Origin of the sequence: Legionella cincinnatiensis (assembly GCF_900452415.1) — a bacterium.
Classification (GTDB): Bacteria; Pseudomonadota; Gammaproteobacteria; order Legionellales; family Legionellaceae; genus Legionella; species Legionella cincinnatiensis.
In genome coordinates this window covers 3,216,820-3,230,994 of sequence record NZ_UGNX01000001.1, presented here as the reverse complement: position 1 = coordinate 3,230,994, position 14,175 = coordinate 3,216,820, and the positions used below count along the sequence as shown (strand labels likewise).

Below are 14,175 nucleotides of genomic sequence, written 5' to 3'. Positions count from 1 at the left end.
CCGAAATGGAGCCTGGATCTAAATAGATTCTTTATCCATAACTGATGTTAACTTAAATCTCCACCTTGCTATACGCGGTGGAGAAATAGGTTGAGAAGTTTGTTGAATTAAACTCTAAGCTTATTGATTAATTTATCTCTATAATCGAGAGCGTGTAAAACAGCTACATAACTCCAGGTAAGTGATGATGCTCCTTGTTGAGCTCCAGTATTTAAGTTAATTTGTTCACTTAATTCTATATCTGGTGCGTATTTTTTTATGAGTTTTAAGTAATTATCACCCACTTGAATGTATTCTACTATTTGAGATTGATTTTCTTCTATCATCGCTAAGTTATTGGCGAGGGTATAATAATATTCAGCCATTGTTGCCGTTAAAATAAACCAGGGATTACCTACACTGTTTGTTTGATATCCGTCATAAGTATCTCCTGGATAACGGCCAAATAAAATAGCGCTGGGATGATTATTGTTAATAGGAAACATTAAATTGAATTGTTCATGTAAGGCTTGAACCGTATTTTGAACATAGAGACTGCTAGGCGAGAAGACCCCATTTTTTTGTGGATTAAATAAAATACCAAGAATTACTGCAGAATCAAGTTCTAATGTTTTTTGAGGGCCTGGATGAGGTAAAAGTGTTGCTTGAATGATTTGATGATTCTTATCTAAGTGTTGACTAAGACGAGAATTTATTTGTTGTGCTTGGTATTCATAATAAGCTGCAGCACCATTATCATTGAGGTCTCGAGCAAGAGTTGCTCCTTCAAGAAGTGCTTTCTGTTGTACCATCGCAGTAAAAAAATGATCTCCATAGACTTCTTCCCAAAGATCATAATTGGGATCTGACCAATGATGTGCTATGTATTCTAAATCCATTTTAATCGCACCCATGGCATGAGGATCCATAGTGTTATTATATAAACGAGTTTTAACATATTCTGCTTCATGATTGTCTAGTAACTGTTGCGCAAAATGAATTAATACTGAGGCTCTTAAAGCGGGGCCATCATTTTGAGGTCTTCCCCATTGTTCATTAAAAGGGTAACCATTAATATAAAATTTGGGCTCTCCTAATATATCGTATCCAAGATTTGGATTATTTTGATGTTGAAGTATTTGCGTCCAATCTACATAATGAAATAAACGCTCTTTATACCCATATGCATGAGTTGACTCGTACCATGTTTCAATTAAATTCATGGCAATTGCAGAATCTCTTATCCAATCATAATAATAATTAGGATTTTGTTTTGAGGGTGAAGCTACTATTGCACCGTTAGACTGAATGTTAGAGAAAAAGTGTTGCTTTAACTTTTGTACTTCTTCTGGGGTAAATACAGCACTCATTGCTTGAGAAACAAAAAAAAATAACATTAAAAAACAGATCCTTTTCAACATAATCTCCTATATAAAAGACAAACTTTTTCATAGTACATTAAATTTATAAAGGAGAGTAGGCTCTTTTTAAAAGAGACTTATGTGCGCTTTAATAGCACAAAAATAGGCTTTCTTTATCCGATTAGCGACGTTACCGAGTAATTTCCTCATTTCTCGAAGCTAGCTTGGCAATGCTTTGCGTAATCATAAAATAAACCGTAGGAAGCACAAATAGAGTAAACAATGTGCCAATGCATAAACCCCCTATGAGCACAATTCCTATGGCATGTCTTGCTTCTGAGCCCGCGTCATGTGAAAGTACTAAGGGAATGGCGCCAAATACCATGGCACCAGTGGTCATAAGAATAGGACGCAACCTTAACGCACACGATTTTTTAATTGCATCTGCTAAGGCGAAACCTTCATTTTGTAATTGATTGGCAAATTCTACAATCAAAATACCATGTTTACTGATTAAACCGACCAAAGTCACTAAGCCAACCTGGGTGTAAATATTTAGCGATTGACCTAAAAGGTATGCAAATAGTAAAGCGCCAAAACAAGCTAGAGGTACTGTGAACAGAATGATGAATGGATAAATAAAATTTTCAAATTGAGCCGCTAGAATGGCATAAATAAAGAGGAATGATAAAGCGAATAATAAGAGCATAGTCTGTGATGATTCATTGTAGGCTTTAGCAGCACCTGACCAACTCAGTTTATATTGGCTGGGAAGATTCTCTTTTGCTGATTTTAAAAGATTATCCATTCCTTTTTTAAAGGACTGTTTTTCAGGTAATTGGGCATATAAAGTTGTAGAGCGCATTTGATTCACATGCTCTAAGGCAGTGGGTTGAGCACGTCTTTTCATTTGGGCTACGGAACCTAATGAAATACGCTTTCCTGAAGGAGTAGTCAGATATAACTCATCTAAAGTCCAAGGCTTAGACGAACCTTGTAATGAGAGATTATAAGAGATGCCATCTTTTTGAAATGATAAGGATTTATCACCACTGAAAAATACTTCTATGGTTTTAGCAATCTGGGCAGGGGTTAAGTCTAATTGAGCCAAGACATTTTTATCTATATTTATAGAATACCCCATAGAGTCTAGCCGTAAATCATAACGAGTGTTGGTAAACTTTTTATTTTGGTCCAGAACTTTTTTGAAATGCTCTGTGGCTTCAAATAATTTCCGAAAATTTTCAGTAGTAGAGATGACCAACTCGAGTTCAGAATTATTGCGGGAATCATCGACTCCAGGTAAGCCCGAATCCCAACTCCAGACTGTGGCATCTATGGAGGGTAATTGTTCTACCTTAGGTTTTAAAGCATGAATAATTTGTTCTGCAGAGCGGTCTCTTTGTTGATGGGATTTTAAAGGTATTACAATACTACTGCCCCAATCACCTAAAAAAGTTAATGTATTTTGAGCTTCGGGTATTTTACCTATGGCTTGCTGCACCCGTTTGGTATTTCGCTCCATAGCATCTAAGTTATCTCCAGATATAGGAGGGGTGTAGACGCCTATTAACCCTCGATCTTCTTTTGGGGCTGTTTCACCAGGCATTATTTTATAAAATAATAAACTTGAGCTAAGTGAAAGCACCAGTATAAAAAGAATAGTTTTTTTTCGATAAATGATGATGTTAAGTACTTTATAATAATGCTGAGATAAATGGCTAAGAGCACTATCGATTAGTGGCCATAACTGTTTCGTATTTTTATGAAGGAATGTTGCACACATTAAGGGGGATAGCGTCAGTGCGACTATGCCTGAGATAAAAACACTTCCTGCTAAGGCAACTGCAAATTCAATAAACAATTGACCAAGCATGCCCTCAATAAAGCCTATAGGTGCGTAAACACTAGTTAATGTGAGTGTCATTGCAATAATGGCAAAACCTATTTGCTTTGCTCCTTTCGATGCAGCATTCATTGGTGAGAAACCCTCTTCAATATGGCGCCAAATATTTTCAAGAACAATAATTGCATCATCAACAACCAATCCTACGGCTAATACCATGGCAAGGAGGGTCATTTGATTAATACTAAAACCCGCAATTTTCAGAAATAATAAAGAACCGCATAGTGAAATTGGGATAGCAATCAACGGAATGAAGGTAGCACGTACATTTCTTAAAAAAATGAAAATGATTGCTAAAACTAAAAAAACAGATTCCAGAATGGTGGATTGAATGTTTTTAAGAGAAGCCTGGATGAATTCGGATTGATCAATAATAATATTGACCTTTAGGTCTTCAGGTAAGCTTTTTTCCAAAGCCCTCAATTCTTTACGTACACTTCGCGACACATCAATAGGATTGGCATCATTAGAGCGATTAATGGCAAGCACTAAGCCAGAATGACCATTAACCTTAACGCGAAATTGATTATTATCTGTTGTTAATTGAACTTGAGCGAGTGATTTAAGAAAAATAGGGTGATGGTTTTGTGTCTTAATCACTAAATTTTCATAATCTTCTGGAGTTTTCAATTCAAAGTCGAGCGTGGTAGGAATTTTATTTTGATAATTTCCCGCGGGTAAAGACAAGCGATTATTGGCAATTGCATGAGCAACTTCATCAACATTAATGCCAAATGCATGCAATTTTCTTTGATCAAACTTAATTGTATAAGTAAAAGGTTGTCCCCATACTTCCACCGATGAGACGCCTTTAAGGCTGCGAAAAACATTTTTTAAATTCAGGTTGGCATAATGAGTCAGTTCGCCAAAATTTAAAGAAGAGGATTCTAAGGCTATTCCTATAAACGGTAGGCCATCTGATTGCTTTTGGCGTTCAATTACAGGTGCTTTTACAGCCGCAGGAAGTTGAGCCTGGGCTAGTCGTGCTGCCTCTTGAGTGGCGTTAAGTGCTTTTTCCATAGGCATTCCTGGACGAAATCGCAGCGTAATGTAAGAATTTCCTGCGTTAGAACGAGAGGTTATTGATTCTAACCCTTCAACACCGGCAAGTTGCTCCTCTAATGGATTGGTTACTACAGATTCAACTAATTCAGGGCTGGCATTAGGATAGTGAGTACTGATGGTAATTATTGGAAAACTAATATTAGGATATTCTCTAAGGGGTAAAGAATGAAAGCAAAGTATTCCTAGAAGGAGAATCATACAATTAAGAATGATTGCAATAACGGGATGCTTTAGGAAATAACTTGTAAATTTCATAATAGGGTGTTTAGCCTTTGTAAATTGAGACGTCCATTCCTGGATACAATCGTTCTGGACTTTTACTTACTATTTGGTCACCAGATTTTAAACCTGAAATAATTTCTACTTTTTCTTTTTCTTGTAAGCCTGTTTTGACTGCAACAAGCTCTATTTTATTATTAATTACTTTATAAACGTGTGTTTTACCTTTCTTTAAAAATAAAGCTTGTGTAGGAATAACCAATACATCTATTTTTTTACTCACTACGAGCTGTGCCGTCACATTGGTCCCTACTAAACAATGAGAGCATTGTATTTCTGCATCTGCAGGGCACATGTGAGTTTCATCATCTATCATTTTCTGTACATGATTTAAATGATAAAGTTGATTCAATATGTAAATGGGTTGATTTTCTTCAATTGAATTATTATGAGTACACGGGATATCTATTTCAACGATTAAAGAATTTGGATCGTAAATAGTTACTACGGGAGCACCTTCAGTTACTTGAGCCCCTTCTTTGATTTTAAATGCACCAATTACACCGTTAAATGGAGCATAAAAGCGCATGTTTTTTAGCTCAATTTTAGTTTTAGCTTTTTCCCTTTGTGAATCAATCCAAACTCTCTTTTTCTCCTCTACTTCTCGGGCACTAACAAACCCCGTTTTCTGTAAGCTTTTGAGACGTTGATATTGAATGTTTTCTAATTGTTCTGTTTCTTTGGAAAGCTGATAACTTTTTTCAATATCTGGGTTAGTAATTTTTGCAATTAAGTCACCTTTTTGAACAGTTTGACCTGAGGTCATGAGTGTATCAAGCATTCCAGAACCTTTGGCAATCAGAATAGTTGCGTGTTTGGGACGAATAGTTCCTATAAGTTTTATTGTTTTTTCAATAGTAGCTGGAGACACAGTGGTGATCTCAACTATTTTAAGAGAAGGAGTATGAGGTTTGGGTTTAGGATAGCAGCATAAAAAGTAAACCCCTAAGAGAATAAGTACTGTACTTAATAACCCAATAATTTTAAATTTTGAAGATATAGTGTCAAGAATTAATCGTGGATTCACAAGATGCTCCTATGCTGGAATTAGGTTGCATGTGCGTTATTTCAACAATAGCTTTTACCCACAGTGGATCTGTATTCAGGGACGGAACGATGATGAGTTCTTCACCACCCAATGCCAGCCATTGTTGTTTCGCTCTGATTCCTATTTCTTCTAAAGTTTCCAAGCAATCGGCCACAAAAGATGGACAAACGACAATGAGTTTTTTAATACCTTGAGTACTTAGTTTGGCGAGAGTTTCATCAGTATAAGGTTTTATCCAAGGGGTTTTTCCTAGCCTTGATTGAAATGCTGTGCTGTAATTCTTAGTAGATAATGCTAGTTCATTTGCCAATAATTGACTACTATGATAACAATGTGCTCTATAACATTCTTTAATTTGTTTCTTAGAAGTAGAGCAGGGCTTGATACAAATCGATTTACAACTGTTTTTAGTGATTTGTCGTTCAGGAATTCCATGGTAGCTAAAGAGAATATGGGTTTGCTCATCAAAATGCGCTTTAATAATTTGTGCTTGGGCTTTGAGATATGCTGGATGTTGGAAAAAATCGCGAATAATTGTAATTGAGGGAATTAGATCCCAAGAGCTGATAATCCGAAAGACTTCTGTAATTGCTGAACCACTAGCTGCTGAGGAGTATTGTGGGTACAAAGGCAAAATTGTAATGGATTCACAGTCTTTTAATTGATTTAATGCGTCCATAAGAGAGGGCTCTCCGTAGCGCATTCCTAGGGCAATTTTACTGTCTGATCCAACAGAATTTTGTACTTGTAACCTTAAATTTTGGCTATGAAATAATAAGGGCGAACCTTGTTCGGTCCAAATCGATTGATAAGCAAGGGCAGAGCGTTTTGAGCGAAACGGTAAGATAAAACCGTAAACTAACACATACCGAAGCAAAGCAGGTATATCGATAACACGTTTATCAGTGAGGAACTCACATAAATAATTCCTGACAGAGGATATATCTGTACTTTTAGGAGTCCCAAGGTTGATAAGTAATAAACCACGCTTCACAATTTATCTGGCTTTTAAATGAATTAAAGCGATCATACATGAAGACGATTTTTAATGCATTAATGTACAAGCTTTAAATAAATGGTAACTAATGGACGCAGCACCATAGGATACTGCGTTAACTTAATTAAGCCATTTCAACTTCAGCGTTTTCATTAAGTACAGTAACATTAGCCGCATGCAGACCTTTATCACCTTGTTCCACATCATAGTTGACTACTTGCCCCGGAGCTAATGTTTTATAGCCTGTCCCATGAATTGAGGAAAAATGAACAAAAATATCATCACCCCCATTTTCTGGGATAATAAAGCCCCAACCCTTGGCATTATTAAACCACTTCACCTCACCTCTAGCCATATTTCCTCCTTAACTAAAGCTCTATTACATAGAGACTCTATAGTTTCTCAATTGCCCTGGTCTTTATTAGAGCTCTTGCATAAAACTGTATCATTTACTCGACTACGGCCTAATCGCTATTTATGCGTGGCATTTACTTGGTATAAATTCTCATTATCCTTAACAACAGTAATGTCTTGTTCTAAAGCAATATCTACAGGTTAGGCAAGAGCCCTATTATTAGCTGAGCAATTGCATTCGTCCATAAATGACAATTGAACCTATTTTTTTTATAGGTTGTTTTAACATAACGAAAATAAACTGACTACTCAATAGTATTTTTTATAAAAATATTTAATTATCTTAATAATTCCTTAAGTTGTTTATGTTAAGTTATAGTTATAGATGTGATAAGGGGAGTTCAGATGAGTAAAAACAGCACTTCTACAATGTTAGGGAAACTAGCTGTTGGACAAAACGAACCTCATTCCGATGCGGTTTTGGAACAAAAGTCAGAAGAAGTAGGAGAGGCTTTTGCTGTACCTCAATTAAAGCCATCTAAGAAACCTAAAATGGAAGAGGTTCTTACTAATATTCTAGGAGCCGCTTTTTCTAAAGGCTATTCTCCGATGGATAAAAACTAATTCTTAATTTTATTACGCAGTCATCCGTATAAAATTACAAAGCCCTTTCTAAAATACTGGAAAGGGCAATAATCTTAATATCAAGATAGCCCCCAATAGTACAAGCTATTGCAAAATTACCCTTTTTTACAGATTGCATCTACCCCAGTAGATCTAATATATTAGTCAAATAGAGGTGCGAATCCCTTTTTTTAGGTATATACTTTTTTAAAAGGATCATAATTTTTTGAGGCATTAAGTATGGCAGGGGGCTTTGCTGAAACAGCACATTGGAGAGATTCTGCACGGAGTGCTCGTTTTTTTATAGTTGATGCGCGTGCGGCGTTTCCTCTGTTTTTATTTCTAATGCATATCAGAGTATGGACGGGTATATTTGTTTTGGTTTCTGCGGTATTGTTTGGTATTATTGAACATTATGGCTTCACTGTGCCCGTTTTTTTACGATGGATAAGAAGCTTCTTAGCAGGTTCTCTCAAATCTTCACAACCTTGGTGGCGATAGTTAGGTATGGAAAGGGATATTAGTAAATGTATGGCAGTAATTGCCACAAGTTTAAATGCCAAATTTTATCTTAATGATCGATTTGTAAGTTATGAAGAAGTTTTTGCAGATACAGGATTATTGCCAGCAATCGCGAAGAGAGCCGATCAACTATGTTCTTTATGCCTAGGTTATGGATTAGGAGCTACATTTGATGAAGCAGAAGGAGCCTTACTGGGTTTAAGGGTTGTTTTTGACGAAGTGACACCCAATGTTTTACGTTTGTTGTGTATGACGGATGTATTGAATGAGTTAATTCAAGGTGGGCCAAGCCGTGATTATACTCCGTTAGATGAGTTAATGTACGATTAAGTGTTTTTTAATACGTATATTTTTAAAGTTTATTGTAAAGAAATCGAAAGAAATTGTAGTTTTAAGTTTATTTGTAATTTATTTTGTTACTCTTGTGTCAAATAAGATTTATGTGTTGAGGGGGTAGTAGGATGGCATATGCGAAAGGTTTTTTTAGCTCGTCTCCAAGTTCAGCAAATGCAGCTAGTAATGAGAAGGCTACTACCGAAGATGCTGCATTTTTGGCTAGTGCTATTGAAGAGTTAGGAAAAAGAGTCAAGCAAATAATGAGAGTGAAGATGCAAACTCAAAATACGGCAGAAGCAGCTGATTGTGAGAGTGCTATTCAACAATTAGAAAAGTGTTGCCAAGAAGTAGTATCTAATGCTCAAATAAGTCATTCGCCGCGCCCATGGTAGGCTAGAACGGCTTTCACCATTCCATTTCATTTTTCGTAGCAAAAATTAATTTCTTACGATTTTCTCTTTTTAAAACAATAAATAATAATTTGCTGTTATAATTTTACAATGGTTGATAAGTTAGAGGTTATGTTTGATGTATGAAAGATATACTCAATGATGAGCAAAATAAAGCTATTCTTGACGCATTGGATGAGGCAATTAAAAATGGACCTTGGGATAAATCTAATTTTCTACGGGCCATTGGTAAGAATTTAAATGAAATTCGGGATGATTTTGCAAAGAAAGCTAATGCGCGTAGTAGAGAACAAGTTAAAACGGATATTTATTTAGCAAGTCGGCTTGCTTTAAGAAGTAATCAGCAAGAGATTTTTATTTCTTTATATTCTGCGGATGGTTCCAATCTTCAATCATGGGAAAGGATTATCGTTAATTTACCGCGGCAAATGATTTCCAGGCCAATATATGCAGAAGAAGAGCAAGTGAAAGCATTGTTAAAAACTAAAGAAAATAAGCAAAATGAAGCTTATGTAGCCATCTATATTAATTCCACGGATATTATCCCCCTTCATCCCGATAAAGCAATTATTGATAAACTAGGTAATACCCTATTAACCCTCAAAGACAAAACGTTGCATCTGGAAAATATTAGTCGCTTTGTTCATATAAGTGGTGTTTACCAATTTACGCGTGGTCGTTTGATTAAAGAACATTAATAGTGCTTTAATGTTTCATTTTTTAGTTCAATAAGCAGATAATCCTTTGTCAATCTCTCGCAAAATTAGCCTAGAGCAGTATATACTTAAAATAAGTGAACTTTTTAAAGTAACTATTAATGGCACAACAAGGTGGTCAACAACAAGGTTCTGATAATTCCATGGCTCCAATTTGGATCATGGTGCTCTTGTTTATAACTGGGTATATAATTTGGAAAGCAGGGCATAAATATATCGTAATTTTTGTTTTCCAAGTGAATATTTGGCAAGCAAAATTGGTTAATCTGTTTGTTCATAATGAGCAGTTATCTAATCTAATTTATCTGATGCAAACAGTAGACCCTAATGCTGTGGATTGGGGGCAGTTAATGGCCACGACCCAGGAAGTTGGCGATTTTATGCGTTATCCGGTGGTTGTTGTCCTTCTTACTTTGGCTGTTGTTCTTTACCGTTCTAATATTACTTTAAAGTTTCGAAAAGTTTATAATATGAAAAAACTATGTGAGCAAGAACAGTTTAATTGGCCCGCGATTATGCCTATTGTTAAAGAGGATTTAGTAAGCCAAGATGTGAATAAAGGTCCTTGGGCTATGGCTATGACTCCAATGGAGTTTGCTCGTAAATACAATTTATTAAAAAAAGAAGATGCCTTATTAGATAGTCCAGTGCCTGGACAAGAAATGACTGCAGGTGTTCGTAGAGGGGATGCAAAACGTGTCTTTACGCTGCAGTTGGGTCCGTATTGGGATGGTTTTGAGCATTGTTCGCCCCAGGCGTATGCATTAGCGGCTGTTTTTATTGCCAGAATAAATCGAGATAGAGACGCTGCTAATAATATTTTAGCAACTATAGATAGAACTTATGTTACTGGTAAGCCTGATTTTTTTGTTGCAAGACCAGTAATCGAAAAATATAAAAATACAGAATTAGTGCAGGAAGTTACTGCAAAACATGCCTATACTTTAAGTGTAATAGCTTCATTACTTGAGAAAGCGCGGCTGGATGGAGTAGTGCCGGCTTCAGAGTTTTTGTGGTTAAAACCTATAGATAGACGTTTATGGTATATGCTTAATTGTGTCGGCAGACAAACTCCTTACGCAGAAGTTGCGGGGCCTTTCGCTCATTGGAAAGCTGAGAAAGAAATGGGGCGACGTTCTTTGGTGCCAATGATAGATGAAGCAATAAAAGCATTGGAAGTTGCCATAAAAGAAGTTAAGTTAACACCTCGTCAAATGGAGGAATTAGAGCCATGATGCGCGGTATTGAATCACGTCATGAATTAGACCCTACCCAGTTACTCAGGGACACACGTACTCTGACACAACGGTTGGCAGATTTTTTTGGTGATCCTACAAATATTTCGATTGTACTTTTTACTTTATCGGCGATGTCTTATTACTTTTCGGAGGCAGCAACCTTTTTGATGCTTGTCGGAGGTGCTTGTTTTCTTTTTAGTTATACGCGTAAACAAGGATTACCATTTCGTCTTCCTCAGGTTTCTCGCGTAAAAGATTACAATGACATGAAGCCTGGTATTAACCAACCCAATATAGCACGCGGGATAACTTTTTTTGGTAATGACCGTAAAACAGGCCACGAATTGTGGTTTGCTAATGATGATATGCGTACACATGCATTAATTTTTGGCTCTACGGGTAGTGGTAAAACAGAATGTTTGGTTTCTATTGCTTTTAATGCTTTGGTCCAAGCCAGTGGTTTTATTTATGTAGATGGTAAAGGCGATAACTCCCTGTATGCCAAAGTTTTTTCTATGGTCAGAAGCATGGGTCGTGAAGATGATTTACTTTTGATTAATTTCATGACTGGTGCGCGAGATATTATCGGTCCACAAGAAAAAAGACTTTCTAATACTTTTAATCCTTTTTCTCAAGGCTCTTCCAGTATGTTGACCCAACTTGTAGTAAGTTTGATGGGGGATTCCAAAGGAGGTGGAGACGGAGATATGTGGAAAGGTCGTGCGATTGCCTTCGTCGAAGCTTTGATGCGTCTTCTGGTTTATATGCGTGATGAGGGAGCAATACTTCTTGATGCGGATACTATTCGTAACTATTTTGATTTAGTTCGATTAGAAACCATAGTCGTTGATAAAATTTTCCCACGCGATAATCAGGAAAGTGTGAATATTGAGTCAATCCCAAAATTGGTTACAGACCCTTTACGTAACTATTTAGGTACCTTGCCAGGCTATAATAAGGAGAAAAAAGGAAAGCAAGTGTCGCAAGTTTTGGAACAACATGGTTTTATCACGATGCAGCTGGTAAGGGCGTTTTCATCCTTGGCAGATACCTATGGTCACATTGTCCGTACTAACCTAGCCGAAGTGGATTTTAAAGATGTAGTATTGAATCGAAGAATTTTAGTAGTACTATTGCCTGCATTAGAAAAATCTCCTGATGAATTATCCAACTTAGGTAAAATTATTGTTTCCTCATTAAAGGCAATGATGGCAGCGGGTTTGGGAGAGGATGTTGAGGGCGATTATCGCGATGTAATTTTAAGAAAACCAACAAATGCACCAACTCCTTATATGTGTATTCTAGATGAGTATGGGTATTATGCGGTTCAAGGTTTTGCGGTTGTGCCTGCACAAGCGCGTTCACTTGGATTTTCGGCAATTTTCGCAGGACAAGATTTGCCCGCCTTTCAAAAGGCATCTAAAGAAGAAGCTGCATCCATTGGTGCAAACACAAACATTAAAATATGTATGAAATTGGAAGATCCTACAGAAACATGGGATTTCTTTACAAAGACAGCTGGTGAGGCATATGTAACTAAAGTAGATTCATTCCAAGCGAAAGATACGAGTATGGCGAATACCTATATGGATAGCAAAAGTTCTTCATTTGAAAAGAGAGCTCGTGTTGACTTGTTGGATCTTAAAGAACAAACAGAAGGTGAGTCACATATATTCTTCAAGTCAAAAATTGTGCGGGCGCGAATGTTTTATGCGAACCCCAAACCAGTGAAGCAATTAAAAATTAATCAATTTTTAAAAGTAGAGGCTCCACCAGATGACTACTTAATGAAATTACAAAAACAATTGACCTCTTTCCAAGAAATTTTGGATAGTGGTGATTTGTCGATCGATAAGTCTGTGGAAAATGAGGAAATAACACTTATTAGTAAGTTATTACGAGAGTCCGTTGTAGAAGAGCCAATAGAGCGTGGTGTAGCTGCTTTAATTGCATTCCATAGCTATAACGAGCCGGAGCCTGTTGAAGACTTGGTTGAAGAAGAAATTGAGGGAATATTAACTATCTTTAGTCCCTTGCGAGTAAATCCAAACGATCCACCAATTTTGGTAAGTGATAAGACTGCATTTTCTGAATCCTTACTACCTATTAATGAAACACGTAATCAGATGATGAATATTGAGCGTTTAGCTGGAGCAAAAGATAAATATGCTGGTACAGTTTCTAATGAACTGATTAAGGATTTTCAATTAGCAACCAGTTATCCACCTGAAGAAAGAGACTTTATTGCACCAGATGAATTAACTGATATAGTTAAAGCATTAGCTGAAAAAATTATGAGCGAACGTCAAAAGGCAAATCAAAATGCTGAAGAATCGACTTAATGCTCTATCTTTTGTTGTGAACTTTATTTTATTAGCCATGTGTTCCATGGCTAAACTTATTTTTTCTAAACCTTACTGCAAAAGATAATTCTTTGCAGTGTTCTAAACACACGCATACCTCGAGTTTGGTATACAACATTCTTTTCTACCTTACATTTCGAAAATTTCTATTTTGTTGGTATGTCTTTTATCTTCTGAATAAGAGTGAAACCGTTTTAAAATAGAAGCGGTAATTGTTTTTTTGAAAAAAAACAAACCCAAGTGCTTTGTTTTTTTTCAAAAAAAGGTATCGCAATAAATAAATTTTTAAAAAAATAGATATTTTCTTGAATTCATTGTAACGTAATGATTTATAGACTTTTCCAAAAGATATAAAATGCAATAGAACTACAGTCAGAATCTATGGTTATTATTTTGAAATATGAGGATAACGAGTGAGAGTGGTGCGTATTAATCTAATTCGAGCTGTTGGATTGGCTGCCTTATTAATGGTAACTTCCTGTAGTCGTGATTATTGGGCTCTTGATAAAGAGGAGCCTAAGTACCCTTGTAAAGTTTTAGGAGCTTGTGATGCTACCATTATGAAGCTCGCAAAAGACTTAAATAGAAAAGGGGTAAAAGTAATCACCATAGGCCAAGATTATATGATTAGTATTCCCGCAAGTTATTTATTTGAACCAGAAACCCCACACTTAAAATGGAAGTCATATGCTTTATTAAATGAAATAGCCGTATTCCTGAAGCAATTTCGCAAAATAGCAATTAATATAGCGAGTTATAGCAGTAAATATATATCCCCACAAAGAGAGCATGCATTGACCTTAGCTCGTTCACGAGTAGTTAGCGAATATCTTTGGTCACAAGGCGTAGATAGTCGTTTTATATTTACACAGGGATTAGGGAGTGATAAACCTATAATTGCGTATACTCAAGGTGGTGATAGCTCAGTAAATGCTCGAGTAGAAATTACCTTTAGACGTGCTGTAGCATAGGGGATG

13 protein-coding genes are annotated in these 14,175 nt (G+C 36.3%); 8 read left to right on the top strand and 5 right to left on the bottom strand.

What is annotated here, in order from left to right:
- Nucleotides 1-107 precede the first annotated feature (107 nt).
- The 5 genes from DYH34_RS14385 to DYH34_RS14365 all read right to left on the bottom strand — a co-directional run bounded on the left by DYH34_RS14385 (nt 108) and on the right by DYH34_RS14365 (nt 6,990).
- The gene (locus DYH34_RS14385) at nt 108-1,400 is read right to left on the bottom strand and encodes a glycoside hydrolase family 15 protein (RefSeq protein WP_058465183.1); all 1,293 of its coding nucleotides are present in this window, start codon (nt 1,398-1,400) and stop codon (nt 108-110) included.
- A 130-nt stretch (nt 1,401-1,530) separates the two neighbouring features.
- A complete protein-coding gene (locus DYH34_RS14380) occupies nt 1,531-4,566 on the bottom strand; it encodes an efflux RND transporter permease subunit (protein ID WP_058465182.1) in 3,036 nt (1,011 codons plus the stop codon).
- Between the two features lie 10 nt (nt 4,567-4,576).
- The gene (locus DYH34_RS14375) at nt 4,577-5,617 is read right to left on the bottom strand and encodes an efflux RND transporter periplasmic adaptor subunit (RefSeq protein WP_058465181.1); all 1,041 of its coding nucleotides are present in this window, start codon (nt 5,615-5,617) and stop codon (nt 4,577-4,579) included.
- Nucleotides 5,595-6,632, bottom strand: coding sequence for a ferrochelatase (gene hemH / locus DYH34_RS14370; RefSeq protein ID WP_058465180.1), 1,038 nt, complete (start codon nt 6,630-6,632; stop codon nt 5,595-5,597). Before hemH ends, DYH34_RS14375 begins: the two co-directional genes overlap by 23 nt.
- 127 nt (nt 6,633-6,759) lie before the next feature.
- Nucleotides 6,760-6,990, bottom strand: a complete 231-nt coding sequence (locus DYH34_RS14365; RefSeq protein ID WP_058465179.1) for a cold-shock protein — start codon at nt 6,988-6,990, stop codon at nt 6,760-6,762.
- 404 nt (nt 6,991-7,394) lie between these two features.
- On the opposite strand from DYH34_RS14365, the gene DYH34_RS14360 reads away from it, so the two are divergent.
- From DYH34_RS14360 to icmN, 8 genes are all read left to right on the top strand, one after another.
- The gene (locus DYH34_RS14360; RefSeq protein ID WP_058465178.1) at nt 7,395-7,613 is read left to right on the top strand and encodes a hypothetical protein; all 219 of its coding nucleotides are present in this window, start codon (nt 7,395-7,397) and stop codon (nt 7,611-7,613) included.
- Between the two features lie 240 nt (nt 7,614-7,853).
- On the top strand, nt 7,854-8,114 hold the full coding sequence (icmT, locus tag DYH34_RS14355) for an IcmT/TraK family protein (protein WP_058465177.1): 261 nt from the start codon (nt 7,854-7,856) through the stop codon (nt 8,112-8,114).
- Between the two features lie 6 nt (nt 8,115-8,120).
- Complete coding sequence (locus tag DYH34_RS14350) at nt 8,121-8,465, top strand: type IV secretion IcmS family protein (protein WP_058465176.1); 345 nt, start codon at nt 8,121-8,123, stop codon at nt 8,463-8,465.
- A gap of 131 nt (nt 8,466-8,596) precedes the next feature.
- Nucleotides 8,597-8,863 carry a hypothetical protein gene (locus DYH34_RS14345; protein WP_058465175.1) on the top strand — a complete coding sequence of 89 codons (267 nt, stop codon included), beginning with the start codon at nt 8,597-8,599 and terminating at the stop codon, nt 8,861-8,863.
- A 140-nt stretch (nt 8,864-9,003) separates the two neighbouring features.
- Nucleotides 9,004-9,579, top strand: a complete 576-nt coding sequence (gene icmQ / locus DYH34_RS14340; protein WP_058465174.1) for a Dot/Icm secretion system protein IcmQ — start codon at nt 9,004-9,006, stop codon at nt 9,577-9,579.
- Between the two features lie 119 nt (nt 9,580-9,698).
- The gene (gene icmP / locus DYH34_RS14335; protein WP_058465173.1) at nt 9,699-10,832 is read left to right on the top strand and encodes a type IVB secretion system coupling complex protein DotM/IcmP; all 1,134 of its coding nucleotides are present in this window, start codon (nt 9,699-9,701) and stop codon (nt 10,830-10,832) included.
- Nucleotides 10,829-13,177 carry a TraM recognition domain-containing protein gene (locus tag DYH34_RS14330; RefSeq protein WP_058465172.1) on the top strand — a complete coding sequence of 783 codons (2,349 nt, stop codon included), beginning with the start codon at nt 10,829-10,831 and terminating at the stop codon, nt 13,175-13,177. Before icmP ends, DYH34_RS14330 begins: the two co-directional genes overlap by 4 nt.
- A 434-nt stretch (nt 13,178-13,611) precedes the next feature.
- Complete coding sequence (gene icmN / locus DYH34_RS14325; protein WP_058465171.1) at nt 13,612-14,169, top strand: type IVB secretion system protein IcmN/DotK; 558 nt, start codon at nt 13,612-13,614, stop codon at nt 14,167-14,169.
- Nucleotides 14,170-14,175 lie beyond the last annotated feature (6 nt).

Bases quoted from the DNA above. Each gene is read 5' to 3' on its own strand.
- DYH34_RS14385 (WP_058465183.1), bottom strand. From the start codon at position 1,400: ATGTTGAAAAGGATCTGTTTTTTAATGTTATTTTTTTTTGTTTCTCAA.
- DYH34_RS14380 (WP_058465182.1), bottom strand. From the start codon at position 4,566: ATGAAATTTACAAGTTATTTCCTAAAGCATCCCGTTATTGCAATCATT.
- DYH34_RS14365 (WP_058465179.1), bottom strand. From the start codon at position 6,990: ATGGCTAGAGGTGAGGTGAAGTGGTTTAATAATGCCAAGGGTTGGGGC.
- DYH34_RS14360 (WP_058465178.1), top strand. From the start codon at position 7,395: ATGAGTAAAAACAGCACTTCTACAATGTTAGGGAAACTAGCTGTTGGA.
- icmT (WP_058465177.1), top strand. From the start codon at position 7,854: ATGGCAGGGGGCTTTGCTGAAACAGCACATTGGAGAGATTCTGCACGG.
- DYH34_RS14350 (WP_058465176.1), top strand. From the start codon at position 8,121: ATGGAAAGGGATATTAGTAAATGTATGGCAGTAATTGCCACAAGTTTA.
- DYH34_RS14345 (WP_058465175.1), top strand. From the start codon at position 8,597: ATGGCATATGCGAAAGGTTTTTTTAGCTCGTCTCCAAGTTCAGCAAAT.
- icmQ (WP_058465174.1), top strand. From the start codon at position 9,004: ATGAAAGATATACTCAATGATGAGCAAAATAAAGCTATTCTTGACGCA.
- icmP (WP_058465173.1), top strand. From the start codon at position 9,699: ATGGCACAACAAGGTGGTCAACAACAAGGTTCTGATAATTCCATGGCT.
- DYH34_RS14330 (WP_058465172.1), top strand. From the start codon at position 10,829: ATGATGCGCGGTATTGAATCACGTCATGAATTAGACCCTACCCAGTTA.